At 68.3% G+C, this 24,279-nt stretch carries 27 protein-coding genes; 23 read left to right on the top strand and 4 right to left on the bottom strand.

What is annotated here, in order from left to right; all coding sequences use genetic code 11:
- Positions 1 to 251: 251 nt before the first annotated feature.
- The 11 genes from AZL_RS28170 to paaK all read left to right on the top strand — a co-directional run bounded on the left by AZL_RS28170 (position 252) and on the right by paaK (position 11,149).
- Positions 252 to 1,082: a Crp/Fnr family transcriptional regulator gene (locus AZL_RS28170; protein WP_371304262.1), complete on the top strand. Its 831-nt coding sequence runs from the start codon at positions 252 to 254 to the stop codon at positions 1,080 to 1,082.
- Between the two features lie 362 nt (positions 1,083 to 1,444).
- On the top strand, positions 1,445 to 2,446 hold the full coding sequence (gene paaA / locus AZL_RS28165; protein WP_012977797.1) for a 1,2-phenylacetyl-CoA epoxidase subunit PaaA: 1,002 nt from the start codon (positions 1,445 to 1,447) through the stop codon (positions 2,444 to 2,446).
- Between the two features lie 40 nt (positions 2,447 to 2,486).
- The gene (gene paaB / locus AZL_RS28160) at positions 2,487 to 2,774 is read left to right on the top strand and encodes a 1,2-phenylacetyl-CoA epoxidase subunit PaaB (protein ID WP_012977796.1); all 288 of its coding nucleotides are present in this window, start codon (positions 2,487 to 2,489) and stop codon (positions 2,772 to 2,774) included.
- A gap of 16 nt (positions 2,775 to 2,790) precedes the next feature.
- Positions 2,791 to 3,555 carry a 1,2-phenylacetyl-CoA epoxidase subunit PaaC gene (gene paaC / locus AZL_RS28155; RefSeq protein WP_012977795.1) on the top strand — a complete coding sequence of 255 codons (765 nt, stop codon included), beginning with the start codon at positions 2,791 to 2,793 and terminating at the stop codon, positions 3,553 to 3,555.
- Positions 3,556 to 3,562: 7 nt separating this feature from the next.
- Complete coding sequence (gene paaD / locus AZL_RS28150) at positions 3,563 to 4,084, top strand: 1,2-phenylacetyl-CoA epoxidase subunit PaaD (RefSeq protein ID WP_012977794.1); 522 nt, start codon at positions 3,563 to 3,565, stop codon at positions 4,082 to 4,084.
- Positions 4,085 to 4,134: 50 nt separating this feature from the next.
- Complete coding sequence (gene paaE, locus AZL_RS28145) at positions 4,135 to 5,214, top strand: 1,2-phenylacetyl-CoA epoxidase subunit PaaE (protein ID WP_012977793.1); 1,080 nt, start codon at positions 4,135 to 4,137, stop codon at positions 5,212 to 5,214.
- A 26-nt stretch (positions 5,215 to 5,240) separates the two neighbouring features.
- Positions 5,241 to 6,920 carry a phenylacetic acid degradation protein PaaN gene (paaN, locus tag AZL_RS28140; RefSeq protein WP_042446044.1) on the top strand — a complete coding sequence of 560 codons (1,680 nt, stop codon included), beginning with the start codon at positions 5,241 to 5,243 and terminating at the stop codon, positions 6,918 to 6,920.
- Positions 6,917 to 7,711: a 2-(1,2-epoxy-1,2-dihydrophenyl)acetyl-CoA isomerase PaaG gene (gene paaG / locus AZL_RS28135; protein WP_012977791.1), complete on the top strand. Its 795-nt coding sequence runs from the start codon at positions 6,917 to 6,919 to the stop codon at positions 7,709 to 7,711. The genes paaN and paaG overlap by 4 nt, the downstream gene beginning before the upstream one ends.
- Entirely contained in the window at positions 7,711 to 9,264 is a 1,554-nt protein-coding gene (paaH, locus tag AZL_RS28130) for a 3-hydroxyacyl-CoA dehydrogenase PaaH (protein ID WP_012977790.1), read from the top strand. Before paaG ends, paaH begins: the two co-directional genes overlap by 1 nt.
- Positions 9,261 to 9,707 carry a hydroxyphenylacetyl-CoA thioesterase PaaI gene (paaI, locus tag AZL_RS28125; RefSeq protein ID WP_012977789.1) on the top strand — a complete coding sequence of 149 codons (447 nt, stop codon included), beginning with the start codon at positions 9,261 to 9,263 and terminating at the stop codon, positions 9,705 to 9,707. The genes paaH and paaI overlap by 4 nt, the downstream gene beginning before the upstream one ends.
- A gap of 164 nt (positions 9,708 to 9,871) precedes the next feature.
- The gene (paaK, locus tag AZL_RS28120; RefSeq protein WP_042446296.1) at positions 9,872 to 11,149 is read left to right on the top strand and encodes a phenylacetate--CoA ligase PaaK; all 1,278 of its coding nucleotides are present in this window, start codon (positions 9,872 to 9,874) and stop codon (positions 11,147 to 11,149) included.
- Between the two features lie 2 nt (positions 11,150 to 11,151).
- Here paaK and AZL_RS28115 read toward each other — a convergent pair whose 3' ends face one another.
- Positions 11,152 to 11,805 (bottom strand): MarC family protein, encoded by a 654-nt coding sequence (locus tag AZL_RS28115; protein WP_012977787.1) that lies wholly within the window; start codon positions 11,803 to 11,805, stop codon positions 11,152 to 11,154.
- A 410-nt stretch (positions 11,806 to 12,215) separates the two neighbouring features.
- On the opposite strand from AZL_RS28115, the gene AZL_RS28110 reads away from it, so the two are divergent.
- The 5 genes from AZL_RS28110 to AZL_RS28090 all read left to right on the top strand — a co-directional run bounded on the left by AZL_RS28110 (position 12,216) and on the right by AZL_RS28090 (position 16,994).
- Entirely contained in the window at positions 12,216 to 13,013 is a 798-nt protein-coding gene (locus AZL_RS28110; protein ID WP_012977786.1) for an ABC transporter ATP-binding protein, read from the top strand.
- The gene (locus AZL_RS28105) at positions 13,003 to 13,887 is read left to right on the top strand and encodes an ABC transporter permease (RefSeq protein ID WP_012977785.1); all 885 of its coding nucleotides are present in this window, start codon (positions 13,003 to 13,005) and stop codon (positions 13,885 to 13,887) included. The genes AZL_RS28110 and AZL_RS28105 overlap by 11 nt, the downstream gene beginning before the upstream one ends.
- A complete protein-coding gene (locus AZL_RS28100; RefSeq protein WP_012977784.1) occupies positions 13,884 to 14,999 on the top strand; it encodes an ABC transporter permease in 1,116 nt (371 codons plus the stop codon). The genes AZL_RS28105 and AZL_RS28100 overlap by 4 nt, the downstream gene beginning before the upstream one ends.
- A gap of 54 nt (positions 15,000 to 15,053) precedes the next feature.
- Positions 15,054 to 16,070 carry an ABC transporter substrate-binding protein gene (locus AZL_RS28095; RefSeq protein ID WP_012977783.1) on the top strand — a complete coding sequence of 339 codons (1,017 nt, stop codon included), beginning with the start codon at positions 15,054 to 15,056 and terminating at the stop codon, positions 16,068 to 16,070.
- 168 nt (positions 16,071 to 16,238) lie between these two features.
- The gene (locus AZL_RS28090; RefSeq protein ID WP_042446041.1) at positions 16,239 to 16,994 is read left to right on the top strand and encodes a GntR family transcriptional regulator; all 756 of its coding nucleotides are present in this window, start codon (positions 16,239 to 16,241) and stop codon (positions 16,992 to 16,994) included.
- A gap of 12 nt (positions 16,995 to 17,006) precedes the next feature.
- On the opposite strand, the gene AZL_RS28085 is transcribed toward AZL_RS28090, so the two are convergent.
- On the bottom strand, positions 17,007 to 17,468 hold the full coding sequence (locus tag AZL_RS28085) for a methylglyoxal synthase (protein ID WP_012977781.1): 462 nt from the start codon (positions 17,466 to 17,468) through the stop codon (positions 17,007 to 17,009).
- Between the two features lie 236 nt (positions 17,469 to 17,704).
- Between AZL_RS28085 and kduI the strand changes: the two genes are divergently transcribed.
- The 3 genes from kduI to AZL_RS28070 are packed head-to-tail and all read left to right on the top strand — an operon-like array spanning position 17,705 to position 19,772.
- Positions 17,705 to 18,541 (top strand): 5-dehydro-4-deoxy-D-glucuronate isomerase, encoded by an 837-nt coding sequence (kduI, locus tag AZL_RS28080; protein WP_012977780.1) that lies wholly within the window; start codon positions 17,705 to 17,707, stop codon positions 18,539 to 18,541.
- Positions 18,542 to 18,556: 15 nt separating this feature from the next.
- Positions 18,557 to 19,354, top strand: coding sequence for a 2-dehydro-3-deoxy-D-gluconate 5-dehydrogenase KduD (gene kduD, locus AZL_RS28075; protein ID WP_042446038.1), 798 nt, complete (start codon positions 18,557 to 18,559; stop codon positions 19,352 to 19,354).
- A gap of 55 nt (positions 19,355 to 19,409) precedes the next feature.
- Positions 19,410 to 19,772: a cupin domain-containing protein gene (locus tag AZL_RS28070; RefSeq protein ID WP_012977778.1), complete on the top strand. Its 363-nt coding sequence runs from the start codon at positions 19,410 to 19,412 to the stop codon at positions 19,770 to 19,772.
- Positions 19,773 to 19,898: 126 nt separating this feature from the next.
- On the opposite strand, the gene AZL_RS28065 is transcribed toward AZL_RS28070, so the two are convergent.
- Positions 19,899 to 20,267, bottom strand: coding sequence for a winged helix-turn-helix transcriptional regulator (locus AZL_RS28065; protein ID WP_012977777.1), 369 nt, complete (start codon positions 20,265 to 20,267; stop codon positions 19,899 to 19,901).
- A gap of 117 nt (positions 20,268 to 20,384) precedes the next feature.
- On the opposite strand from AZL_RS28065, the gene gstA reads away from it, so the two are divergent.
- The 3 genes from gstA to AZL_RS28050 are packed head-to-tail and all read left to right on the top strand — an operon-like array spanning position 20,385 to position 21,685.
- Positions 20,385 to 21,026, top strand: coding sequence for a glutathione transferase GstA (gene gstA, locus AZL_RS28060; protein ID WP_012977776.1), 642 nt, complete (start codon positions 20,385 to 20,387; stop codon positions 21,024 to 21,026).
- On the top strand, positions 21,023 to 21,400 hold the full coding sequence (locus AZL_RS28055; RefSeq protein ID WP_012977775.1) for a nuclear transport factor 2 family protein: 378 nt from the start codon (positions 21,023 to 21,025) through the stop codon (positions 21,398 to 21,400). The genes gstA and AZL_RS28055 overlap by 4 nt, the downstream gene beginning before the upstream one ends.
- Before the next feature lie 12 nt (positions 21,401 to 21,412).
- Positions 21,413 to 21,685 (top strand): tautomerase family protein, encoded by a 273-nt coding sequence (locus AZL_RS28050; protein WP_012977774.1) that lies wholly within the window; start codon positions 21,413 to 21,415, stop codon positions 21,683 to 21,685.
- On the opposite strand, the gene AZL_RS28045 is transcribed toward AZL_RS28050, so the two are convergent.
- Positions 21,682 to 22,464 carry a GntR family transcriptional regulator gene (locus AZL_RS28045; protein WP_012977773.1) on the bottom strand — a complete coding sequence of 261 codons (783 nt, stop codon included), beginning with the start codon at positions 22,462 to 22,464 and terminating at the stop codon, positions 21,682 to 21,684. The genes AZL_RS28050 and AZL_RS28045 overlap by 4 nt on opposite strands.
- Before the next feature lie 296 nt (positions 22,465 to 22,760).
- Between AZL_RS28045 and uxaC the strand changes: the two genes are divergently transcribed.
- Positions 22,761 to 24,161, top strand: a complete 1,401-nt coding sequence (gene uxaC / locus AZL_RS28040; RefSeq protein ID WP_012977772.1) for a glucuronate isomerase — start codon at positions 22,761 to 22,763, stop codon at positions 24,159 to 24,161.
- The last annotated feature ends 118 nt before the right edge of the window (positions 24,162 to 24,279 follow it).

Raw genomic sequence — 24,279 nt, 5'->3', positions numbered from 1 at the left:
CCCACCCCCCGTCTGATCGGTTTTCCGGCCCGGCCCTTTCCAGTCCCGCCAGTACACCCAATTGCATAGGGAACAACATCCGGGCCGGCTGCGCGTCACAGCCCGTTCGAGAAAAATATTTCGCCGATTAACTTATGTTGTAGCCCTCTTTGCCGAAACCCCTGAACGTTCGAGATCACGCGGAACTCGTGTATCTGCGCGCCCGTTTATCGGATCGCCAATATTTTGATGAAGAAGGCAAAGAGACGATCATGACTCGCGCCCTGGCGAGCCGCGTGCTTGACCCAACTCCACTGTGGCTCAAATTAAGCAGCTATCTCATCCTTTCGGAGGAGGAAAAGGCCTACCTTGCGGATTTGGAGAGCACAACCTCCCGCGAAGCCCCCCGCACCGATCTTCTCCAGCAAGGGGAACGGTATCGCGACGTGCGGATCATGCGGGACGGCTGGGCGATCCGACACAAGGCCTTGCCCGACGGTCGCCGTCAGGTCGTGAACTTCGTCCTGCCCGGCGACATCATCGGCATGTCCTGCACCCTGTTCGAATCGGCCGACCACAGCGTCACCACCCTGACCCCGGTGGAGGTGGCGAGCTTCCCGCCGGAACGGATCGGCGAATTGTTCCGGTCCTTTCCGCGCCTTGCCGCGGCGCTGGCCTGGTCGGGCGCACGCGAGGAGGCCATCGTCGCCGAGCGCCTGCTCAGCCTCGGACGCCGCACCGCGCTGGAACGCACCGCCCATCTGATCGTCGAGCTTCTGCGCCGCCTCAGCATCGTCAACATGGTGACCGACGGGCATTTCGTCCTGCCGGTGACGCAGGAAATCCTGGCCGACGCGCTGGGGCTGAGCATCGTCCACATCAACCGCACCCTGCGGCGGCTGCGTGACAGCGGCCTGATCGAACTGAACGGCCAGCGCATCACCGTCAACGATGTCCGCCAACTCGCCTCCGTCGGCCAGTTCGACGAGTTGTATCTCCACCTGATCCGCGCGCCCCGCCGCCTGGAACGCGCCTTCTCCGGCACGCACCACCACCGGAACGGCGCAGGGCTGGGCCGCGGCGAAGACCGGGCCAAGGCGTAGGGTTTCAGCCCCGGCCCAACCTTCCTCCCGCCCAGGGGAAGGGGAGTCTCCGACCGCTTCGATCAATCAAGCCCACGGCAGCGCCTCCCCCGCTTCAGCCTGCCGATTCCGCATTGCAAAAAATCCGCATACCCGCACATGCTATGTATCGCGGATTGCCTGGTCGCGCATATTTCCAGCAAGTTCCGGCCGAGGAATAGCCACCATAAAACCAGTTAAATATCTGACATTGAATTATTTTTTCCACATACCCTACCCCGCCGCCAAAGCGACACACAAATTATCTTTACAGTCTTTGACATGTATCATATTTTTCCATCACAGACTGTTCGCTGGACGTGCAATCCATCTCGGGGGCGCCGATGTACACGCAGGGCCTGGATGCCAAGACCGAGCAAGCCGCTCAATCATCCCCCCGGCTGGTGACGGAGGAGGACAGGCTTTTCCAGGAGCGCATCGACGCCGAGGAGAAGATCGAACCGCGCGACTGGATGCCCGAGGGGTATCGCCGCACGCTGGTCCGCCAGATCGCGCAGCACGCCCATTCGGAAATCGTCGGCATGCTGCCGGAAGGGAACTGGATCACCCGCGCGCCGACCCTGCGCCGCAAGGTGGCCCTGCTGGCCAAGGTGCAGGACGAGGGCGGGCACGGCCTCTACCTCTACAGCGCCGCGGAGACGCTGGGCGTGTCGCGCGACGCGCTGATCGGCCAACTGCTGTCGGGCAAGGCCAAATATTCCAGCATCTTCAACTACCCGACCCCGACCTGGGCCGACATCGGCGCCATCGGCTGGCTGGTGGACGGTGCGGCGATCATGAACCAGGTGCCGCTCTGCCGCTGCTCCTACGGCCCCTATGCCCGCGCCATGGTCCGCATCTGCCGCGAGGAGAGCTTCCACCAGCGCCAGGGCTACGAGCTGATGCTGGCGCTGGCCCGGGGCACGGACGACCAGAAACGGATGGCGCAGGACGCGCTGAACCGCTGGTGGTGGCCGTCGCTGATGATGTTCGGCCCGTCGGACGAGCAGTCCGCCCACTCCGCCCAGAACATGGCCTGGAAGATCAAGCGCTTCTCCAATGACGAGCTGCGCCGGCGCTTCGTCGACGCCACCGTGCCGCAGGCCGAGTTCCTGGGGCTGACCATCCCCGACCCCGACCTGCGCTTCAACGCCGGGACCGGCCATTACGAATTCGGCGCCATCGACTGGACCGAGTTCACCGAGATCCTGAAAGGCAACGGCCCCTGCAACCGCGAGCGCATCGAGGCCCGCCGCAAGGCGTGGGACGACGGCGCCTGGGTCCGCGAGGCCGCCGTCGCCCATGCCGCCAAACGCAAGCAGCGCGCCCTGAAGAAGGCCGGCTGACCAAAGAATTCCGCGGGGACGAGATAGGAAGGTTCCGACCATGGACCGCAAGGATTGGCCGCTGTTCGAGATCTTCATCCGGCCGAAGAACGGGTTGTCGCACAAGCATGTCGGCAGCCTGCATGCCGCCGACGTCCGCATGGCGCTGGACAATGCCCGCGACGTCTACACCCGCCGCGGCGAGGGAGTCAGCATCTGGGCGGTTCCGGCATCCAACATCGCGGCGTCCGACCCGTCGGAGAAGGCCAGCCTGTTCGACCCGGCCGACGACAAAATCTACCGCCACCCGACCTTCTACGACATCCCCGCCGACGTCAAAAACATCTAGGCCGGAAGACCACCCGATGAGCACGGATCTCAAGGAGGCCCTGTTCGGCTACGCGCTGCGACTGGGCGACACGTCGCTGGTGCTGGGGCACCGGCTGTCGGAATGGTGCGGCCATGCGCCGGAGCTGGAGGAGGACATCGCGCTGACCAATGTCGCGCTCGACCTCGTCGGCCATGCCCGCCTGCTGCTGACCTATGCCGGCGAGCTGGAGGGCAAGGGCCGCGACGAGGACCGTCTCGCCTTCCGGCGCGATGTCTTCGACTACCGCAACCCTCTGCTGGTCGAACAACCCAACCGCGATTTCGGCCACACCATCGTCCGCCAGTTCCTGCATGATTCCTGGGCGGTGGAGCTGTATGAGCGGCTCGGCGCCTCGACGGACGCCACGCTGGCCGGCATCGCCGCCAAGGCGGTCAAGGAGGTGCGCTATCATGTCCGCCACAGCGGCGACTGGCTGGTCCGGCTGGGCGACGGCACCGACGTCAGCCATGCCAGGGTGGCCGACGCTCTCGGCCGGCTCTGGCCCTACACCGGCGAGCTGTTCGAGCGTGACGAGGCCGAACAGGCGCTGGTCGCCGCCGGCATCGCCCCCGACCCGGCCGAGCTGAAGGCAGCCTGGACCACCCGCGTCGCGGCGGTGCTGGAAGAGGCGACGCTCGACCGCCCGGCCGACGGCTGGATGCAGAAGGGCGGCCGCCGCGGCGAGCACAGCGAGCATCTCGGCTATCTGCTGGCCGAGATGCAGTTCCTGCCGCGCGCCTATCCCGACGCGAGCTGGTGAGGGCGAAATGCCGGAGGCAGCGGGCCGCTGGGGACCGGAACCGGACGCCGATGCGGTGGTGAAGGCCGCCTGGGACGCGCTGGCCGGGGTGATGGATCCGGAGATCCCGGTGTTGAGCATCGTCGATCTCGGCATCGTCCGCGCGGTGTCGGCCGACGCCGAGGGCCGGCTGTCGGTGGCGCTGACCCCGACCTATTCCGGCTGCCCGGCCACCGGCGTCATCGTGCTGGAGGCGGAAACCGCGCTGGCCCGTGCCGGGCTCGACGCCCGCGTCTCGGTGGTGATCGCCCCGCCCTGGACGACCGACTGGATCAGCGACACCGGCCGGGACAAGCTGGCCAAGGTCGGCATCGTCCCGCCGCCGCACGCCGGCAAGCGGGCGCTGACGGCACCGGACGAGGGGATCGCCTGCCCGCGCTGCGGCTCGGAGGACACCCGCCAGATCAGCCGCTTCGGCTCGACCGCCTGCAAGGCTCTGCACGCCTGCAACGCCTGCCTCGAACCGTTCGACCTGTTCAAATGCCATTGAGTGGCTTCGGCAAAGGCCCCCTCCCCAACCGGCCCGACCAAGGACCCCCCATGACCAGCCCCAGCTTCCACCCGCTGACCATCCGCGAGTGCCGGCGGGAAACGGCGGACACCGTGTCGATCGCCTTCGACGTGCCGGCCGATCTCGCCGACCGTTTCCGCTTCGTCCAGGGCCAGTATCTCACCCTCAAGACCCGCATCGGCGGCGAGGAGGTCCGGCGCTCCTACTCCATCTGCTCCGGCGTGGGCGAGGGCGAGCTGCGGGTGGCGGTGAAGACGGTGGACGGCGGGCTGTTCTCCACCCATGCCAACCAGTCGCTGGCGCCGGGCGCCGTGCTGGAGGTGATGACGCCGATGGGGCGCTTCCACACCCCCATCGACCCGGCGGCATCCCGCACCTATGTCGCCTTCGCCGCCGGCAGCGGCATCACCCCGGTGATGTCGATCCTGAAGACCGTGCTGGCGCGGGAGCCGAAGAGCCGCTTCGTCCTGGTCTACGGCAACCGCACCGTCTCCTCCATCATCTTCCGGGAAGAGCTGGAGGACCTGAAGAACCGCCATATCGGCCGGCTGGCCATCCACCATGTGCTGAGCCGCGAGCCGGAAGAGGCCGGGCTGCTGGGCGGGCGCATCGGCGCCGCCCTGGTGCGCGAACTCTGCGCCGGGTCTCTCAAAGCCGAGGATATCGACGCCGCCTTCCTCTGCGGCCCCCAGCCGATGGTGGAGGAGGTGCGCGATGCGCTGGCCGATTGCGGCACGCCCGCCGCCAACATCCATGTCGAGCTGTTCGGCACCGCGACCGCCGCCCGCCCCGCCGCGAGGACGGCGGCGATCGACACCCCCACCGACGCCGCGACCATCGCCATCCTCCAGGACGGCAAGCGCAAGGAATTCACGCTGGCCCTTGGCGGCGAGAGCATCCTCGACGCCGCCCACCGGCATGGCGCCGACCTGCCCTATTCCTGCAAGTCCGGCGTCTGCTGCACCTGCCGCGCCAGGGTCCGCGAAGGCAAGGTCGAGATGGCCGAGAACTACTCACTGGAACCGTGGGAGGTCGAGGCCGGCTATGTCCTGACCTGCCAGTCGCGCCCGCTGACGGAACGGGTCGTCATCGATTTCGACGCCGCCTGACCAACGACAATGAGGGAACGCCAGCCATGACCACCACCCCGCAAGCGCTGTTCGAGACGCACGAGGCGATGCTGCGGAAAGCCGTCGAGGCCAGCCGCAGCCGCGCCTACTGGTCGGCCTTCCCCGAAATGCCGAGCCCGCGCGCCTATGGCGAGACGGCGGCGGCGGATGGCGAGGCGGCCTTCGCCGGCCACCGCGACAAGCCTTTCGCGCTGGACCAGCCGGGCGTCACCGGCAGGGTGGGGGGCGAACGCTCGCCCTTCGGCTTCGACCTCGGCATCACCTATCCGGTGTCGGACGCCGAGGCGCTGGTGACGGCGGCCAGGGCGGCGATGCCGGGCTGGCGCAAGGCCGGGCCGAACGGCCGGGCCGGCGTCTGCCTGGAAATCCTGAAAAGGCTGAACGCGCGCTCCTTCGAGATCGCCAACGCGGTGATGCACACCACCGGTCAGGCCTTCATGATGGCCTTCCAGGCAGGCGGCCCGCACGCCCAGGACCGCGGGCTGGAAGCCGTCGCCTATGGCTGGAAGGCGATGACCGACCAGGCCCCGGCGGCGCGCTGGGAGAAGCCGCAGGGCAAGAACCCGCCGCTGGTGATGGACAAGCGCTTCGAGGTGGTCGGGCGCGGCGTCGGGCTGGTCATCGGCTGCGCCACCTTCCCGACCTGGAACGGCTATCCCGGCCTGTTCGCCAGCCTCGTCACCGGCAACGCGGTGATCGTCAAGCCCGGCCCGACCGCCATCCTGCCGCTCGCCATCACCGTGAAGACCGCGCGCGAGGTGCTGGCGGAGTGCGGGCTCGACCCCAACCTCGTCACCCTGGCCATCGGCGACGGCATCGCCAGGGATCTGGCCCTGCGGCCCGAGGTGGCGGTGATCGACTATACCGGCTCGACCGGCTTCGGCGACTGGCTGGAGCGGAACGCCCGCCACGCCCAGGTCTACACCGAGAAGGCCGGCGTCAACAGCGTGGTGATCGACGGCACCGACGACCCCAAGGGCATGGTGCGCAACCTCGCCTTCACGCTCAGCCTCTATTCCGGCCAGATGTGCACGACGACCCAGGTCATCTTCGTCCCCAAGGACGGCATCCAGGCCGGCGGCGAACATATGGGCTTCGATCAGGTGGTCTCGGCGCTGGCCGGCGGCGTCGACAGGTTCCTGTCCGACCCGGACCGCGCGGTCGAGGTGCTGGGCGCCATCCAGTCCGACGCCACGCTCGCCCGCATCGACGAGGCGGCGACGCTCGGCACCGTCGCGCTGCCGTCGCGCGCCATCGCCCATCCCAAGTTCCCCGAGGCCCGCATCCGTACGCCGCTGCTCCTGACCATGGATGCGGCCGAGGAGGACAAGTACGGCCATGAGCTGTTCGGCCCGATCGCCATCATCGTCAAGACCGACGGCACCGCCGACAGCCTGGAACGCGCCGCCCGCCTGACCCGGACCAAGGGGGCGCTCACCGCCGGCCTCTACAGCACCGACCCGCAACTGATCGAGCGGGCAACCGACCTGTTCGTCGAGGCCGGCGTCGCCCTGTCGGTGAACCTGACCGGCGGCGTCTTCGTCAACCAGTCGGCGGCCTTCAGCGACTTCCACGGCACCGGCGCCAACCCGGCGGCCAACGCGGCGCTGTGCGACCTCGCCTTCGTCGCCAGCCGCTTCCGCGTGGTGCAGAGCCGCGTTCCGGTGCTGGAGGCGGCGCAATGACCACGGAAAAGACCATCCTGCTCGACATCGCCGATGGCGTCGCCACCATCACGCTGAACCGGCCGGACCGGCTGAACAGCTTCACCACGGCGATGCATGAGGAGCTGCGCGCGGCGCTGGCCGTCGTGCGCGCGGACAGCTCCGTCCGCTGCCTGCTTCTGACCGGCGCCGGGCGCGGCTTCTGCGCCGGGCAGGATCTGTCCGACCGCGCGGTCGCACCGGGACAGGAGGCGCCGGACCTCGGCGCCTCGATCGAGACCAACTACAACCCGCTGGTCCGTTGCTTGCGCGAGCTGCCGATGCCGGTGGTCTGTGCGGTGAACGGCGTCGCCGCCGGGGCCGGCGCCAACCTCGCGCTGGCCTGCGACATCGTGCTGGCGGCGCGCTCGGCCAGCTTCATCCAGGCCTTCTGCAAGATCGGGCTGATCCCCGACAGCGGCGGCACCTGGACCCTGCCGCGCCTGGTCGGCCATGCCCGCGCCATGGGCCTCGCCATGCTGGGCGACAAGATCCCGGCCGAGCGGGCGGAGGCTTGGGGCATGATCTGGAAGGCGGTCGACGACGACAAGCTGGCGGAAGAGGCCGGCGCGCTCGCCCGCCAGCTCGCCACCCAGCCGACGCATGGCCTCGCGCTGATCAAGCGGGCGCTGAACGTCTCGCTGGACAATGATCTGGACAGCCAGCTCGACCTCGAACGCGATCTCCAGCGCGAGGCCGGCCGCAGCCGGGACTACCTCGAGGGTGTGGCCGCCTTCGTCGCCAAGCGCCCCCCGACATTCGAGGGGCGGTGATGGCGGCGCTCCCTCCCTCCGTCACCGTCGCGGTGGTCGGGTGCGGCGCCATGGGCCAGGGCATCGCCCAGGTCGCGGCGCAGGCCGGCCATCCGGTCCTGCTGGTCGACAGCCGCCCCGGCGCAGCGCAAGCCGCCATCGAGTCCATCGCCCAGGCGCTGACCGCGCTGGTCGGGAAGGGCAAGCGGACGGCGGCGGAGTGCGACGCCACGATCGACCGGCTGCGCGCCGTCGATGGCCTGTCGGACCTCGCCCCCGCCGGTCTGGTGGTCGAGGCCATCATCGAGGATCTCGAGGTCAAGCGCCGCCTGTTCGCCGAGCTTGAGGGCATCGTCAACCCCGAGGCCATCCTCGCCACCAACACGTCATCGCTGTCGGTCACCGCCATCGGCGCCGGGGTGCGGCGGCCGGAACGGCTGGCGGGCCTGCATTTCTTCAACCCGGCCCCGGTGATGGCGCTGGTGGAGATCGTCAGCGGGCTCGCCACCGACGCGGCTGTGCTCGACACGCTGGTCGACACCGCGACGGCCTGGGGCAAGAGCCCGGTGCGCTGCCGCTCCACCCCCGGCTTCATCGTCAACCGGGTCGCCCGCCCCTTCTACGCCGAAGGGCTGCGGCTGGTGCAGGAGCGGGCGGCCGACCCCGCCACCATCGACGCGGTGATGCGCGAGGCCGGCGGCTTCCGCATGGGGCCGTTCGAGCTGATGGACCTGATCGGCCATGACGTGAATTTCGCCGTCACCCGCTCGGTCCATGCCGCCTATTTCGGCGACCCGCGCTTCCAGCCCTCGCTGATCCAGCAGGAGCTGGTCGAGGCCGGACGGCTCGGCCGCAAGACCGGGCGCGGCTTCTACGAGCACGGCCCCGGCCCCGCCGGGCCGGCGCCGCGCGACGCCGAGCCGGGTGCGAGGCCGCGGCGGGTGGTCGTCCAGGGCGGCCTCGGCACCGCCGCATCTCTGGTCGGGCTTCTCTGCGAGGCCGGAATCGCCGTGGATGAAGCGCCCGGCCCCGGCGTCCTGCTGGTGGACGGCGTCACGCTGGCGCTGACCGATGGCCGCGGCGCCACCGCCCGCGCGGCCGAGGACGGCATCACCCCGTTGGTTCTGTTCGACCTCGCGCTGGACTATGCCAAGGCGACCCGCATCGCGCTGGCCCCCGCCGACGGCACCCCGGCCGAGGCGCTCGCCGCCGCAGCCGGGCTGTTCCAGGCATTGGGCAAGGCGGTGTCGGTGATCGACGACGCCCCCGGTCTGGTGGTGATGCGCAGCGTCGCCATGCTCGCCAACGAGGCGGCGGACGCGGCGATGCAGGGGGTCGCCAGCGCCGCCGACATCGACATCGCGATGACCAGGGGGGTGAACTACCCGCTGGGGCCGCTGGCCTGGGCCGATCGGATCGGGCTGCCCCATGTGCTGGGCGTGCTCGACGCGCTGGCCCGCACCTATGGCGAGGACCGCTACCGCGCCTCGGCGCTTCTGCGCAGAAGGATCGCCGCCTCCCGGCTCCCCTCTCCCGCCCGGGGAGAGGGGGGAAGCCAGGACCTGCCCGCATGACCGACACCCCGCAATCCCTGGCCGAGGCGGTCGGCCGCGGCATGTACGAGCGCGACCATTGCGCCCGGGCCCATGGCATCGAGCTGCTGGCGATCGCCCCCGGCTATGCGCGCATGGCGATGACCGTGCGCCAGGACATGGTGAACGGCCACGACATCGGCCATGGCGGCATGACCTTCACCCTGGCCGACACCGCCTTCGCCTATGCCTGCAACGCGGCGAACGAGGTGACGGTGGCGGCGGGCTGCTCCATCACCTTTCCGGCCCCGGCGAAGCTCGGCGACCTGCTGACCGCCGAATGCCGCGAGGTGCACAAGCGCGGCCGCTCCGGCGTCTATGACGTCACCGTCACCAACCAGGACGGCACGGTCGTCGGCCTGTTCCGCGGCCAGTCGGCGCGCCTGCGCGGCAACGTGATCCCGGTTCCCGAGGCGTCCCCGTGACCGCCTGACCACAACACCCGCATCACCGGCCGCCAAGCGCCGGGCATCGGAACGAAGGGGAGGAGCGCACCATGTCCATCATGACCGACGCCGCTGTCGGCCGGGGTGCCGTCAGCCAGGGCGCCAAAGCCGGCAGGAACGAAGCCGGCGTGAACGAAGCCGGCATGGACCGCTACGAGTTCGCCAGCCGTGACGAGATCACGGCGATGCAGACGGAGCGGCTGGCATGGTCGCTGCGCCACTCCTACGCCAACGTCGCCCCCTTCCGCGCCAAATGCGAAGCCAAGGGCGTCCATCCCGACGACTTCAGGGACCTGAAGGATCTGGCGCTGTTTCCCTTCACCGTGAAGGACGATCTGCGCCGGGCCTATCCCTTCGGCATGGTCGCCGTGCCGATGGAGGACATCGTGCGCGTCCATGCCTCCAGCGGCACCACCGGGCGACCGACGGTGGTCGGCTACACCCAGGGCGACATCGATGTCTGGGCGGAGGTGGTCGCCCGCTCCATCCGCGCCGCCGGCGGCCATCGCGGCGACCGGGTGCACATCGCCTATGGCTACGGCCTGTTCACCGGCGGGCTCGGCGCCCATTACGGGGCGGAGCGGCTGGGCTGCACCGTCATCCCGATGTCGGGCGGCCAGACCGAGAAGCAGGTGCAGCTGATCCAGGACTTCAAGCCGACCATCATCATGGTCACACCCTCCTACATGCTGAACATCGCCGACGAGATGCGCCGCCAGGGCGTCGACCCGCGCGGCACCAGCCTGCGCGTCGGCATCTTCGGCGCCGAACCCTGGACCGGCGCGCTGCGCGAGGAGATCGAGCGCACCTTCGACATCCATGCGGTGGACATCTACGGCCTGTCGGAGGTGATGGGACCGGGGGTCGCGTCGGAATGCGTCGAGACCAAGGACGGCCCGGTGGTGTGGGAGGATCATTTCTATCCCGAGATCATCGATCCCGACAGCGGCGAGGTCCTGCCCGACGGCTCCTACGGCGAGCTGGTCTTCACCACGCTGACCAAGCGGGGCATGCCGGTCATCCGTTACCGCACCCGCGACCTGACCCGGCTGCTGCCGCCGACGGCGCGCGGCATGCGGCGGATGGACAAGATCACCGGCCGCTCCGACGACATGCTCATCATCCGCGGCGTGAATGTCTTCCCGACCCAGATCGAGGAACTGATCTGCAAGATCCCGGCGCTGGCCCCGCATTACGAGCTCGTGGTGACGCGCGACGGCCATATGGACAACCTCGCCGTCCGGGTCGAGATGCATGACGGCGTCCACCCGTCGGAGTGGGACGGCCATGCCCGCCAGCTCCGGCATTCGATCAAGTCGCTGATCGGCATCAGCACCCGCGTCGAGGTCGCCGACCCCGGCGGCATCGCGCGGTCCATCGGCAAGGCCAAGCGGGTGCGGGACCTTCGTCCGAAGGGCTGAACTCAGCCCTTCTGCGACAGCAGCGGGAAGGCGTCCAGGACACCGGTCAGCAGGATCTGGACGCCGACGCAGAACAGCAGGAAGGCGAACAGCCGCGTCAGCACCCGCACCCGCGTCGGCCCCAGGAGGGCGACGATGCGGTCGGCGGAGCGGTAGGACAGCCAGACCAGTGCCGCGATCGCCAGCGCCGCCCCCGACATGCCAAGAAAGAACTCCATCAGCCCGTCGCCCCGCGTCGGCCGGGTGGAGCCGAGCGCGATGGCGACCGAGATGGTGCCCGGCCCGGTGGTGAAGGGGATCGTCATCGGGAAGAAGGCCGATTCCGCCAGCGCGTCGCCATCGCCGGCGGCCTGTTCCTGCTTGCGCGCCTCATGCCGCTCCGGGGCGGTCAACAATGCCCAGGCACGCTCGGCCACGACGAAGCCGCCGGCGATGCGCAGGGCCGCCATCGACACGCCGAAGAAATTCAGCACATAGGCGCCGGCCCACAAGGCGGTCAGCATGACCACCGCCGAATAGAGGCCGACCAGCCCGGCCAGCCGAGCCCGGTCGCGCGGACTGCTGTCCGCCGTCACCTGGCTGAAGATCAGCGCCATCGCCAGCGGATTGACGATCGAGAACAAAGCGGTGAAGGCGAGCAGGAAACTGTCGAACATGGCATCCGCGCGTTGGTCGGCCGTGGGGGCGTCGGCCGCCCGAACAGTTAGCGGGGACGGGGCCGGACTGGCAAGGGCATAGCTTCCCTTTCCCAGCCACCGAGTCCCCTCTCCCCCCTGGGGAGAAGGAGCCCCCAACCCTGCCCGAAAATTCACCACCCACCCGGACTCAGCCCGGAATTTGTGCGCCTATCGAAAAGCGCACAGGCCGGAACGCTGTCCATCCCGTCAGTTCCTGTCTTCATGGACAGGTTTTCTCCAAGTAATAACAACGCTCTGATCGGCGATCTCCCGACCCCACACCCGTCTGGCTCGCTTCTTGCTCCCGTTTCATCCGACAGACGCAACGCGAAGGGACGACCGCCGTGCCAGCCGCCCAGCCCGCACCGCTCACTCTGGTTCCGCCGGCCGTGGAACCGGCGCCGCGCACCATCGTCGACATCCGCAACCTGACCTTGACCTATCAGGCCGCCGACCAGCCGGTCTACGCGCTGAGCGACGTCAGCCTGGCCATATCCAAGGGCGATTTCATCTCGCTGATCGGCCCCAGCGGCTGCGGCAAGACCACGCTGATGCGGGTGGTCGCCGACCTGGAACAGCCGACCTCCGGCGAGGTGACGGTCAACGGCATGACGCCGGAGCAGGCACGGCTGAAGCGCGCCTACGGCTATGTCTTCCAGGCCCCGGCGCTCTATCCCTGGCGCACGGTGGAGCGCAACGTCATGCTGCCGCTGGAGATCATGGGGCTGCCCAAGGCGGAACGGCGGCAGCGCGCCCGTGAACAGCTGGACCTCGTCGGCCTGTCGGGCTTCGAGCGCAAGTTTCCCTGGCAGCTGTCGGGCGGCATGCAACAGCGCGTCTCCATCGCCCGCGCGCTCGCCTTCAACCCCGACCTGCTGCTGATGGACGAACCCTTCGGCGCGCTCGACGAGATCACCCGCGACCATCTGAATTTGCAGCTCACCCGCCTGTGGCTGGAGACGCGCAAGACCTGCATCTTCGTCACCCACTCGATCGCCGAGGCGGTGTTCCTCTCGACCAGAATCGTGGTGATGAGCCCGCGGCCCGGCCGCATCCTCGACATCATCGACTGCGACCGCGACCTGCCGCGCGAGCGCACGCTCGACATCCGCGAATCGCCGGAGTTCCAGCGCATCGCCCACCGCGTCCGCGAAGGGCTGATGGAGGGCCACAGCTATGACGACTAGGACCGCTCTCCCCGTCGCCGTGCCCGTCGCCGTGATGGCGGTGGCGGTGCTGGCGCTGTGGTACGCCGGTGCCATCTGGCTGAACGCGCCGACGGCGGCCGACGCGCTGAACCGTGCCGGCCAGGGCTGGACCACCGCCGACCTGATCCGCGCCACGCTGGCGATGAAGCGCCCGATCCTGCCGACGCCGGATCAGGTGGCGCTCGACCTCTACAACTCCCTGACCGGTTACCCGGTGACCAGCATCCGCAACCTGCTCTACCACACCGGCGTCACCGCCGGGGCGGCGCTGGCCGGCTTCGCCATGGGGGTGGTGCTGGGGGTGGCGCTGGCGGCGGGAATCGTCCAGGCGCGCACGCTGGAATCGAGCCTGATGCCCTGGGTCATCGCCTCGCAGACCGTGCCGATCCTGGCGATCGCGCCGATGATCGTCGTGATCCTCGGCAATCTGGGCTTCACCGGCCTGCTGCCCAAGGCGATCATCGCCATGTATCTGTGCTTCTTCCCGATCACCATCGGCATGGTGAAGGGGCTGCGCTCCGCCGATCCGCTGACGCTGGACCTGATGCGCACCTACAGCGCCGGCACCGCCCAGACCTTCCGCCTGCTGCGCCTGCCGGCCTCGCTGCCCTACCTGTTCACCAGCCTGAAGATCGCGGTCGCCGCCAGCGTCGTCGGCGCCATCGTCGCCGAGCTGCCGACCGGCGGGCAGGCGGGACTGGGCGCCCGCCTGCTGTCCGGCTCCTATTACGGCCAGACCGTGCAGATCTGGAGCGCCCTGGTGATGGCCGCCCTGTTGGGCGTCACGCTGGTCGCCGCCGTCGGCCTCGCCGAACGGGCGCTGGTGCCGGGCGGCCGGGGAGGCGCGCGATGAATCGCTCAACCATGGCGCCCCCCACCATGGCCCCCTGGCCGCTGGTGATGCTGGCCGCCCCGCTCCTGCCCTTCGCCGCTCAGGACGGCGCCGCCCTGTTCCTGCCGCAGCTTCCCCTGGCGCCGGCCCTGTTCGCCCTGAGCGTCGCGGCGATCCTCGCCCGCCGCCTGCCCGGCTCCGCCCTGGGCGAGGCCCTGCTGCTGCTGGCCGGAGTCATCGCCGCCTATGCCGCGCCGCTGATCCTGCTGAACCAGGGCTACGCCCTCGCCCAGGCCGGCGGGCTTTGGCTCTATCTCGCCGGCGGCACGCTGCTGCTGTGGCGGGTGCTGGCCCTGCTGGCGGGCTTCACCGGCCCGGTGCGTCTGGCCGGACCGGCGCTGTTCGGGCTGGCGCTGGTGCTGCTGTGGGAGATCCTGACCCGCGGCTTCCAGGTGCCGAGCATCCTGCTGCCGCCGCCCAGCGCGGTGCTGACCGCCTTCGCCGCCAACGCCGCCGACCTGTGGGACGATTTCCGCCAGACGGTCCTCGTCTCCGTCCTGCGCGGCTATCTGATGGGCTGCGGCGCCGGCTTTCTGGTGGCGATCCTGGCCGACCGCCTACCCTTCCTGGCGCGCGGGCTGCTGCCGCTCGGCAATCTCGCCAGCGCCGTGCCGGTGGTCGGCATCGCGCCGATCATGGTGATGTGGTTCGGCTTCGACTGGCAATCCAAGGCCGCCGTCATCGTGGTGATGACTTTCTTCCCCATGCTGATCAATAGCTTGGCCGGTCTACAGAGTGCGGAGCGCATCCAGCTCGACCTGATGCGGTCCTATGCTGCCGGCCATTGGCGCACGCTGGCGATGCTGCGGCTGCCCTGCGCCTTGCCCTTTTTGTTCAACGGACTGAAAATCAACTCCACCCTGGCTCTGATCGGGGCCATTGTCGCCGAGTTCTTCGGGACGCCGGTGGTGGGGATGGGTTTCCGCATCTCCACCCAGGTCGCCCGGATGAATCTGGACGTCGTGTGGGCGACCATCGCCGTCGCCGCCCTGACAGGATCGCTGCTCTACGGTGCGCTCGCACTGGCGGAGCGGCATGTCACCGCCTGGCACCCGTCCTTCCGGAAACGCTGACCACCTCCAGTCCTTCAAGCCAAACAAAACCCAGCCAGAAGAGGATCGAACGCGATGAAGACCCTTGCCTCCGCCGTCCTGCTCGCCGCCACCGCGCTCACCGGCCTCGCCGGCTGGGCGGGTCCGGCCGCCGCCGCCGATGCGCTGACGCTCCAGCTGAAATGGGTCACCCAGGCCCAGTTCGCCGGCTATTACGTCGCGGCGGCCAAGGGCTTCTACAAGGACGCCGGGCTGGACGTCACCATCAAGGCCGGCGGCCCCGACATCAACCCGACCCAGGTCATCGCCGCCGGCGGCGCCGACGTGATCGTCGACTGGATGCCGTCGGCGCTGGCCAGCCGGGAGAAGGGCGTGCCGCTGGTCAACATCGCCCAGATCTTCCAGAAGTCGGGCATGATGCTGACCTGCCGCAAGGACGCCAACATCAAGGATCCGAAGGATTTCAAGGGCAACACGCTGGGCGTCTGGTTCTCCGGCAATGAATATCCGTTCCTGTCCTGGATGAGCAAGCTGGGCTACTCCACCTCCGGCTCCACTCCCGACGTCAAGGTGCTGAAGCAGGGCTTCAACGTCGATCCGCTGTTGCAGAAGCAGGCGGCCTGCATCTCCACCATGACCTACAACGAGTATTGGCAGCTGATCGAGGCCGGGATGAAGCCGGCCGAGCTGACCGTCTTCAAATATCAGGACCAGGGCGTCGCCACCCTGGAGGACGGCCTCTACGCGACGGAGAAGGCGCTGTCCGACCCCACGACCGTCGAGAAGCTGGCGAAGTTCGTCAAGGCCTCGGCCAAGGGCTGGGAGTACGCCGCCAAGAACCAGGCCGAAGCGGTGAAGATCGTGCTGGAGAACGACACCACCGGCGCCCAGACCGAGGAGCACCAGACCACCATGATGCAGGAGGTCGCCAAGCTGATCGAGGGCGGGGCCAAGGGCACCGGCTATCTCGACCCGGCCGATTTCGACCGCACCGTCGGCATCCTGATGTCGGGCGCCTCGGCCCCGGTGATCTCCAAGAAGCCGGAAGGCGCCTACAGCCACGCGGTGTTCGACGCGGCGGCGAAGCTGTAAGGGGGGTATCGCCCCCACCCTAACCCTCCCCCGCTCCCGCGGGGGAGGGAACCGCCGCCGCCGCCCGGAAATGCCCACGGCAAAAAGCTTCCCGCCCGCGAAACCCCAGCGATATATTAGCGCTCAGGGCCGATGGTACCGGCCGCCCACGAGATGAATGGGACGAGCATGGATTCCAACGCGGGCGATTCGAACAGGGTGGCCGCACCGGCGCGCCGCCGCCGGCGCCGCCAGCCCGCCAGCGCCAGCGCAAGGCCCGCCAGTCGCGGCGCCACCGTGTCGGGCGCCATCTATCGCGATCTGCGCGACGACATCGTTTCCCTGCGCCGCAAGCCGGGCGAGCCGGTGATCGAGAAGGAGGTGGCGGAGAGCTATGGCGTCAGCCGCACCCCCGTGCGCGAGGCGATGCTGAAGCTGGCCGACGAAGGTCTGGTCGAGGTGTTCCCGCAGTCCGGCACCTTCGTCGCCCGCATCCCCGTCAGCGCCCTGCCGGAGGCCATCGTCATCCGCCGCGCGCTGGAGGAGGCGACGGTGCGCTATGCCGCCGAACAGGCGACCGGCAGCCAGATCGCCCGGCTGCGCGCCAATCTGGAGCTTCAGCGCGAGATGAAGGAGGCCGGCGCTCTCGACGGCTTCCACGAGGCCGACGAGGCGTTCCACGCGCTGCTGGCCGAGATCTCCGGCTATCCCGGCTTCTGGGCGGTGACCCAGCAGGTCAAGCGGCAGGTCGACCGCTACCGCCATCTGACGCTGCCGGCGGCCGGGCGGATGGACAAGGCGCTGGGCGAGCATGCCGCCATCGTCGAGGCCGTCGCCGCCCGCGACCCCGACCGCGCCGTCGGCGAACTGCGCCACCATTTGACCGACCTGCAACTGGGCATCGCCGACGTCCAGCGCAGCTATCCGCAGTATTTCACGGCGTAGAGCGCGATCGGTTCAGACCTTGCGCGTCTCATAGTCGGTGAAGCTGGTGGCGCGCGGGGCGTAGCCGCTGGCGAAATGGGCGGAGGAGACGATCATGTCGGCGGTGGCCTCGTTGCAGGCCATTGGGATGTTGTAGAGCGTCGCCAGCCGGGTCAGCGCCTTCACGTCCACATCATGCGGCTGGGCGGTCATCGGATCGACGAAGAAGACCAGCAGGTCGATCCGCCCCTCGGCGATCATCGCGCCGATCTGCTGGTCGCCGCCCAGCGGGCCGCTCTTCAGCGGCGTCACCTCCAGGCCGGGATGGGCATCCTTCACCTTCTTGCCGGTGGTGCCGGTCGCCCAGAAGGCGTGACCGTCCAGCACCCCGATGTTGGCGCCGATCCAGGCGATGAGATCCGCCTTGCGGGCATCGTGGGCGACAAGGGCGATGCGCTTGCGGGATTGCGGGCCGCTCGTCTGCTGGCTGGTCATGGACGGACACTCCGGTCAAGGACCGCTCCCTAGTATATTACTACAGCGTGCAACGCAACGCGCCGCCAGCCATGGCCGCGCCCCCATCCATCGCGGACGACTTTGTCGCACCCTCCGTCCGGTGAAATGTCCCGACCTCAACCATAAGTCCTTGCCCGGCTTACTGGTATATTAGTATTATGGCGCCGGATCACGCCGGCCGCCCCGGCGCCGCACAGTTCCGAAGGACCTCCGCCATGAAGATCTCCGTCCGGCACGCCTCCCACCCCGATGCGGTGCGCGGCTTCGACACCGGGACCCTGCGCGACCATTTCCTGGTCCCCACCCTGTTCGAGGCGGACGAGACGGTCTTCACCTACAGCCAGGTCGACCGCTTCGTCGTCGGCGGCGCCATGCCGGTCGCCGGCCCGGTCAGGCTGGAGTCGTCCAAGGAGATCGGCTCGCCGAACTTCCTCGACCGGCGCGAGCTGGGCGTGGTCAATGTCGGTGGCGCCGGCCGGGTGACGGTCGATGGCGCGGTGTACGAGTTGGCGCCGCGCGACGCCCTCTATGTCGCGATGGGCAGCAAGGACGTCGCCTTCGAAAGCCTGGACCGCCGCGAGCCGGCCAAATTCTACCTGAACAGCACCCCCGCCCATGCCCGGTTCGAGACGATGAGGATCTCGATCGGCCAGGCCAAGGCGGTGCATATGGGCGATCCGGCCCAGTCGAACGAGCGCACCATCCACCAGATCATCCACCCGGACGTGGTGCGCACGGCGCAGCTGGTGCTGGGCCTGACGGTGCTGAAGCCGAACAACATGTGGAATACCATGCCGTGCCACACCCATGACCGGCGCTGCGAGGTGTATTTCTATTTCGACCTGCCGGACGATGCCCGCGTCATCCATCTGATGGGCGAGCCGGAGCAGACCCGCCATATCGTCGTCGCCAACGAGCAGGCGGTGATCTCCCCGCCCTGGTCGATCCATTCCGGCGTCGGCACCCGCAACTACAGCTTCATCTGGGCGATGGGTGGCGACAACCAGGACTTCACCGACATGGACTTCGTCGCCATCGACCGCCTGCGCTGAAGGATGCCCGCCACCATGATCAACCCCTTCGATCTTTCCGGCCGGACGGCGCTGGTCACCGGCGCCAATACCGGCATCGGGCAGGCCATCGCCGTGGCGCTGGCGCGGGCCGGCGCCGATGTCGCGGTCGCCGGCCGCACCCCGCCCGACGAGACCCGGGCGCTGGTGGAGGAGACCGGCCGGCGCTTCGTCTCCATCGCCGCCGACTTCACCAGCATCGAGCCGATCCCCCGCATCATGGCGGAGGCGATCGCCGGGCTGGGCCAGGTCGACATCCTGGTCAACAATGCCGGCATCATCCGCCGCGCCGAGTCCGTCGACTTCACCGAGGCCGATTGGGACGAGGTGATGACGGTCAACCTCAAGTCGACCTTCTTCCTGTGCCAGGCCTTCGGCCGTCACGTCTTCGACCGCCAGGCGCGGGGCCAGCCCGCCGAGGGCGGGGGCAAGAGCGAGGCCAAGGGCAAGATCATCAACATCGCGTCGATGCTGTCCTTCCAGGGCGGCATCCGGGTGCCGTCCTACACGGCGTCCAAGAGCGGCGTCGCCGGCCTCACCAAGCTCCTGGCCTGCGAATGGGCGGGCAAGGGCATCAATGTGAACGCCATCGCGCCGGGCTATGTCGAGACCAACAACACCACGGCCCTGCGCGCCGACGAGAAGCGCAGCGCCGAGATCCTGGCCCGCATCCCGGCCGGGCGCTGGAGCCTGCCGGCGGACCTGGCCGGCCCGGCGGTGTTCCTGGCCTCCGACGCCTCGGACTATGTCCACGGCACCATCCTGCCGGTCGATGGCGGCTGGCTGGCGCGCTGATCCGAAACAACACCCCCTTCTTGGGGAAGGGGGGTCGACAGGGAGGGGGGCAGAGATGGCCACGGGCATGTTCGTGACCGCCGGCGAGATCCCGTGGCAGGATCTGGGCGGCGGGGTGCGCCGCAGGATCCTCGGCCACAACGACATGATGATGATGGTGCGGGTGGAGTTCGAGGCCGGCGCCATCGGCGCGCAGCACCGCCATCCCCATGTCCAGTCCGCCGTGGTGGAGAAGGGGTCCTTCGACGTCACCATCGACGGCCGCACCCGGCGCCTGAACGAGGGCGACGGCTATATGGTGCCGTCCAATGTCCTGCATGGGGTGGTGGCGCTGGAACCGGGCGTGCTGCTCGACATCTTCACGCCGATCCGCGAGGATTTCCTCGGCGAGCCGGCGGCCGACGCCCCCTCGGCCTGACGCCGCCCTTCTGAATGAGTGCCCCCGCACGCTCCGCTCGTCCAAAGCGGACCGCGTCCTGGAAATCGCCGCCTTGCGATTGTCGCGAGCACCCCGAGGGTGCTCTTTGTCCCGGTGGCCGATCGTTCAACCGCCGCTCGCCCCCTGTTGCCGTGCAATGGCCTTGAGCTTGTGGCCAACCTCGACGATGGCATCGAGGGCCGGCACCAGTTCCTGGCCGAGGGGCGTAAGGGTATATTCCACCGAAGGCGGCGTCGTTGGTTGGACGCTGCGGGTGATGACGCCGCGGCTTTCCAGTTCACGCAGCCGCTGCGACAGCACCTTGGCCGAAATCGGCGGGATGTCGAGGCGCAACTCGCTGAATCGCCTTGGACCGGCACGCAGGTGCCAGATGACGTTCGGCGCCCAGGCTCCGGCGATGACCGCCATGCACTCGGTCAAAGCGCAGGTCTGCGGCGGAGGCGCGCTTCGGTTCTTCCGGACTTTCAAGCTCATGGGCGCGATCAGGTTACTGCGGGGAAACCTGAATACGAAGTAACCGATGGAAACTTGATTGGCAAGGGTAACTCCGCTCCATAGAGTCCGGCCATCCCCACAATCAAGGAGGCTTCCGTGCGGCTCTACTTCAAACCCGGCTCCTGCTCGCTGTCGTCGCGGATCGCGCTTATCGAGATCGGACTGGCTCATGATGCCATCCGGGTCGACACCGAAACCGGCCTGACCGAAACCGGGGACGCCTATCACGCCGTCAATCCCAAGGGCTATGTGCCGGCCCTCGAACTGGATGATGGCTCCGTTCTGACCGAGAACCCGGCGATCCTTCAATTTCTCGCCGACGGCCATCCCCAGGCGGCTCTGGCACCTGCCTATGGCACTGTGGAGCGTGCGCGCCTGCAGGAATGGCTCAACTTCACCTCGTCCGAGCTGCACAAGTCATTCAGCCCCTATTTCAGGGGATATCCGCTCGGAGAGGCGGAAAAGGAACAGGTCGAAGGGCGCTTGGCCCGGCGCGTGGGAGATGTGGAGCGTGGCCTTGCCGATGGCCGGGACTTCATCCTCGGCGGCGGCTTCACCGTGGCGGACGCGTATCTGTTCGTCGTCCTGAACTGGTCGGGTTTCATCGGGCTCGATCTTGCCCGCTGGCCGCATGTCGCGGCCTATGTGACGCGCATCGCCACCCGGCCATCCGTTCGCGACGCCATGCGTCGGGAAGGGCTGATCACCGACAAGATCGCGGAAGAGGCGGCGGAATGACCCGGATCCTGAACGACATCGCCGACGTCCTCCGCGACTATTTCGACGCGCTTCATTTCTGCGACGTCGACAAGCTTCAGGCCGTCTTTCACCCGAAGGCGATCTACGCGACCGCCGACGAGACACCGCTGCTTTATCGCACCATGGAAGACTATGTGCAGGTCATCGCCGCCCGCCAGTCGCCGGCCTCGCGCAACGAGGCTCGACGCGACCATATCGACGCCATCGATCTGGCCGGCGAAAACACCGCGGCCGCCCGCGTGCGCTGTTCGATCGGCCAGCGCGATTTCGTCGATTTCCTCACCCTGGTGCGCACGGATGGCCGGTGGCGGATCATCGCCAAGGTTTTTCAGATCATCGAACGCCAACCTTAGGTTGCGATCGATATGCCGTATGTGAACATCAAGATCACCCGCGAAGGCGCGACGCCGGACCAGAAGGCCGAACTCATCAGGGGCGTGACCGGTCTTCTGGTGGAGGTGCTGGACAAGACCCCCGCGACCACCTTCGTCGTCATCGACGAGGTGGATATGGAGGATTGGGGGGTTGGGGGGTTGGCGGTCTTCCCGTCGCGGAGTACCGGAAAACCCTCGGCACCTGAGCGGCGGTTCCCGGCGAACGCGGGCCTCGAAGGCCGCGGTGGAGCGATCCTCCCTTAAACCGGGTCGCCCGGCGCGGTGAAATAGCGCGGATAGTCGCGGCGGATGTCGGGGACCGAGATCTGGAGATCGTCCAGATGTTCGTCCAGCGCCCCGATCGCCGCCGCCGGATCCTTGGCCGCGATCGCATCGACGATGGCGGTATGCTCGGCGATCACCTCGGCGACGCGGCCCAGGACCGGCAGGGTCAGCAGGCGGTAGCGGTCGATCTGGACCTTGGTCTGCTGGATCAGCGTCCAGAATCCGGGATAGCCGGCGATCTCCGCCACCAACGCGTGGAACGCCTCGTCGGCCTGGTGGAAGCCGGCGAAATCGGCGGCCTCCTGCATCTCCCGCTGCAATTCCAGATTGGCCCGCAGTGCCGCGATCTGACTGCGCGTCGCCCGCGTCGCGGCATAGCGCACCGTCGCCTCCTCCAGCGCCTTGCGGATGGCGAAGGCCTCCGGCAGGGCGTCGAGCGGGATGCGGGCGACGAAGGTGCCGGATTGCGGGAAGATCTCGATCAGCCCCTCATCCGCCAGCTTCAGCACCGCCTCGCGCACCGGGGTGCGGCTGACGCCATAGGATTCGGCGATCTGCTTCTCGGCGATGGCGTCGCCGGGCTTGCGCTTCAGCGACACGATCTCCGCCCGCAAATCGCGGTAGATGCGCGCGGCCACGGTGGCGGCGCGGCGCGGCGGACGGACCGTCGCCGCCGGAACCACGGCGCGGCGCACGGGCTCGGCGTCCAGGCCGCCCTCATCCACACTCGTCGCGACCTTCTTCACCGATGGCTCCATTCCGGCAGGCGGGTCGGGAGACGGCGCTCCGTCATCCCGGTGATGTTCGTCATACCCCGCAATCTAATCGTCACCCTTCATCAAGGTCAAATCCATCCCCGGCCCGCCGCGGGAACCGGGTGCGGCGACTGGGCGCAGCCTTTCCGGGTGCCGGAGCCGCTCCGGGAGAGGGATTGGGCTTGCAATCGAATCTAATATATTAATATTATACAGCCAGCCGGTAGGGACGGTCCCCCGCACGGACCCCGCCTTTTCCCCACCCTGCTTGACCCCTTTTTGCAGCGTAGAGGCTTCCGATGCTTCACCCCGACCGTCTGTTCCCGAGCGACCCGACCCAGCGCGCCATCGCGCGGCGCCTGTATGGCGAGGTCAGCGCCCTGCCGATCATCAGCCCGCACGGCCACACCGATCCGTCCTGGTTCGCGAAGGACGAGGCGTTCCCCGACCCGGCGAGCCTGTTCGTCAAGCCCGATCATTATGCCTTCCGCATGCTGTACAGCCAGGGAATTCCGCTGGAGCAGCTCGGCGTTCCGCGCAAGGATGGCGGGGAGACCTCGACCGATTCGCGCGCCATCTGGCGCCTGCTGGCCTCCAACTGGCACCTGTTCCGCGGCACGCCGACCTCGATGTGGCTGACCCATGCCTTCGAGACGGTGTTCGGCGTCACCGAGCGGCTGAGTGCGGCCAGCGCCGACCGCATCTATGACCAGATCGAGGCGTGCCTGGGCAAGCCGGAATTCCGCCCGCGCGCCCTGTTCGAGCGCTTCAACCTGGAAGTGCTGGCGACCACCGAATCGCCGCTCGACCCGCTGGTCCACCACAAGGCGATCCGCGAGAGCAGCTGGAAGGGCCGGGTCATCACCGCCTTCCGTCCCGATCCGGTCGTCGATCCGGAGTTCGAGGGCTTCCGCGACAACCTCGCCGAGCTGGGCCGCATCACCGGACAGGACACCGCGACCTGGGACGGCTATCTCGCGGCGCTCGCCGACCGCCGCCTGTATTTCAAGAGCCACGGCGCCACCTCGACCGACCATGGCCACCCGACGGCGGCGACCGCCGACCTGGCCCGCGCCGAGGCCGGGACGCTGTTCGACATCGTCCGTCGCGGCGGCGCCACCGCCGAGGAGGCGGAGCTGTTCCGCGCCCAGATGCTGACCGAAATGGCGCGGATGAGCCTGGAGGACGGTCTGGTCATGCAGATCCATCCCGGCAGCTTCCGCAACCACAACAGCCTGGTGTTCGAGCGCTTCGGCCGCGACAAGGGCGCCGACATCCCGAGCGGCACCGAATATGTGCGGGCGCTGAAGCCGCTGCTCGACCGTTTCGGCAACGAACGCGACCTGACCATCATCCTGTTCACGCTGGACGAGGACAGCTATTCCCGCGAGCTGGCGCCGCTGGCCGGCCATTACCCGGCGTTGCGCGTCGGCCCGGCCTGGTGGTTCCACGACAGCCCCGAGGGCATGCGCCGCTACCGCGAGATGATCACCGAGACCGCCGGCTTCTACAACACGGTGGGCTTCAACGACGACACCCGCGCCTTCTGCTCGATCCCGGCCCGCCACGACGTGTCGCGCCGCGTCGATTGCGGCTTCCTCGCCCGTCTGGTCGCCGAACACCGGCTGGAGGAGGACGAGGCGGCGGAACTGGCGGTCGACCTCGCCTACCGCCTCGCCAAGACCGCCTACAAGCTTTGATTGGTTGAATCCCCCCTCTCCCGCCCCGGGAGAGGGAAGGGGCCCATGCGCAGTATGGGAAGGGTGAGGGGTGATCCAAGGAACCATGCGGTTCTGGATTTTTGCCCTACCCCTCACC

The organism is Azospirillum sp. B510, assembly GCF_000010725.1.
GTDB classification, from domain to species: Bacteria; Pseudomonadota; Alphaproteobacteria; order Azospirillales; family Azospirillaceae; genus Azospirillum; species Azospirillum lipoferum_B.
The sequence above is the reverse complement of the archived record's forward strand: the minus strand, read 5'-3'. Positions and strand labels throughout refer to the sequence as shown.

Coding starts and splice junctions, on each gene's coding strand:
- uxaC (WP_012977772.1), top strand. CDS start 22,761: ATGCTTCACCCCGACCGTCTGTTCCCGAGCGACCCGACCCAGCGCGCC.
- AZL_RS28100 (WP_012977784.1), top strand. CDS start 13,884: ATGAATCGCTCAACCATGGCGCCCCCCACCATGGCCCCCTGGCCGCTG.
- kduD (WP_042446038.1), top strand. CDS start 18,557: ATGATCAACCCCTTCGATCTTTCCGGCCGGACGGCGCTGGTCACCGGC.
- paaH (WP_012977790.1), top strand. CDS start 7,711: ATGGCGGCGCTCCCTCCCTCCGTCACCGTCGCGGTGGTCGGGTGCGGC.
- AZL_RS28045 (WP_012977773.1), bottom strand. CDS start 22,464: ATGGAGCCATCGGTGAAGAAGGTCGCGACGAGTGTGGATGAGGGCGGC.
- AZL_RS28065 (WP_012977777.1), bottom strand. CDS start 20,267: ATGAGCTTGAAAGTCCGGAAGAACCGAAGCGCGCCTCCGCCGCAGACC.
- paaI (WP_012977789.1), top strand. CDS start 9,261: ATGACCGACACCCCGCAATCCCTGGCCGAGGCGGTCGGCCGCGGCATG.
- AZL_RS28050 (WP_012977774.1), top strand. CDS start 21,413: ATGCCGTATGTGAACATCAAGATCACCCGCGAAGGCGCGACGCCGGAC.
- AZL_RS28090 (WP_042446041.1), top strand. CDS start 16,239: ATGGATTCCAACGCGGGCGATTCGAACAGGGTGGCCGCACCGGCGCGC.
- paaK (WP_042446296.1), top strand. CDS start 9,872: ATGGACCGCTACGAGTTCGCCAGCCGTGACGAGATCACGGCGATGCAG.
- paaD (WP_012977794.1), top strand. CDS start 3,563: ATGCCGGAGGCAGCGGGCCGCTGGGGACCGGAACCGGACGCCGATGCG.
- AZL_RS28105 (WP_012977785.1), top strand. CDS start 13,003: ATGACGACTAGGACCGCTCTCCCCGTCGCCGTGCCCGTCGCCGTGATG.
- kduI (WP_012977780.1), top strand. CDS start 17,705: ATGAAGATCTCCGTCCGGCACGCCTCCCACCCCGATGCGGTGCGCGGC.
- AZL_RS28115 (WP_012977787.1), bottom strand. CDS start 11,805: ATGTTCGACAGTTTCCTGCTCGCCTTCACCGCTTTGTTCTCGATCGTC.
- paaN (WP_042446044.1), top strand. CDS start 5,241: ATGACCACCACCCCGCAAGCGCTGTTCGAGACGCACGAGGCGATGCTG.
- paaC (WP_012977795.1), top strand. CDS start 2,791: ATGAGCACGGATCTCAAGGAGGCCCTGTTCGGCTACGCGCTGCGACTG.
- AZL_RS28070 (WP_012977778.1), top strand. CDS start 19,410: ATGGCCACGGGCATGTTCGTGACCGCCGGCGAGATCCCGTGGCAGGAT.
- AZL_RS28095 (WP_012977783.1), top strand. CDS start 15,054: ATGAAGACCCTTGCCTCCGCCGTCCTGCTCGCCGCCACCGCGCTCACC.
- paaE (WP_012977793.1), top strand. CDS start 4,135: ATGACCAGCCCCAGCTTCCACCCGCTGACCATCCGCGAGTGCCGGCGG.
- AZL_RS28055 (WP_012977775.1), top strand. CDS start 21,023: ATGACCCGGATCCTGAACGACATCGCCGACGTCCTCCGCGACTATTTC.
- paaA (WP_012977797.1), top strand. CDS start 1,445: ATGTACACGCAGGGCCTGGATGCCAAGACCGAGCAAGCCGCTCAATCA.
- paaG (WP_012977791.1), top strand. CDS start 6,917: ATGACCACGGAAAAGACCATCCTGCTCGACATCGCCGATGGCGTCGCC.
- AZL_RS28085 (WP_012977781.1), bottom strand. CDS start 17,468: ATGACCAGCCAGCAGACGAGCGGCCCGCAATCCCGCAAGCGCATCGCC.
- paaB (WP_012977796.1), top strand. CDS start 2,487: ATGGACCGCAAGGATTGGCCGCTGTTCGAGATCTTCATCCGGCCGAAG.
- AZL_RS28170 (WP_371304262.1), top strand. CDS start 252: ATGACTCGCGCCCTGGCGAGCCGCGTGCTTGACCCAACTCCACTGTGG.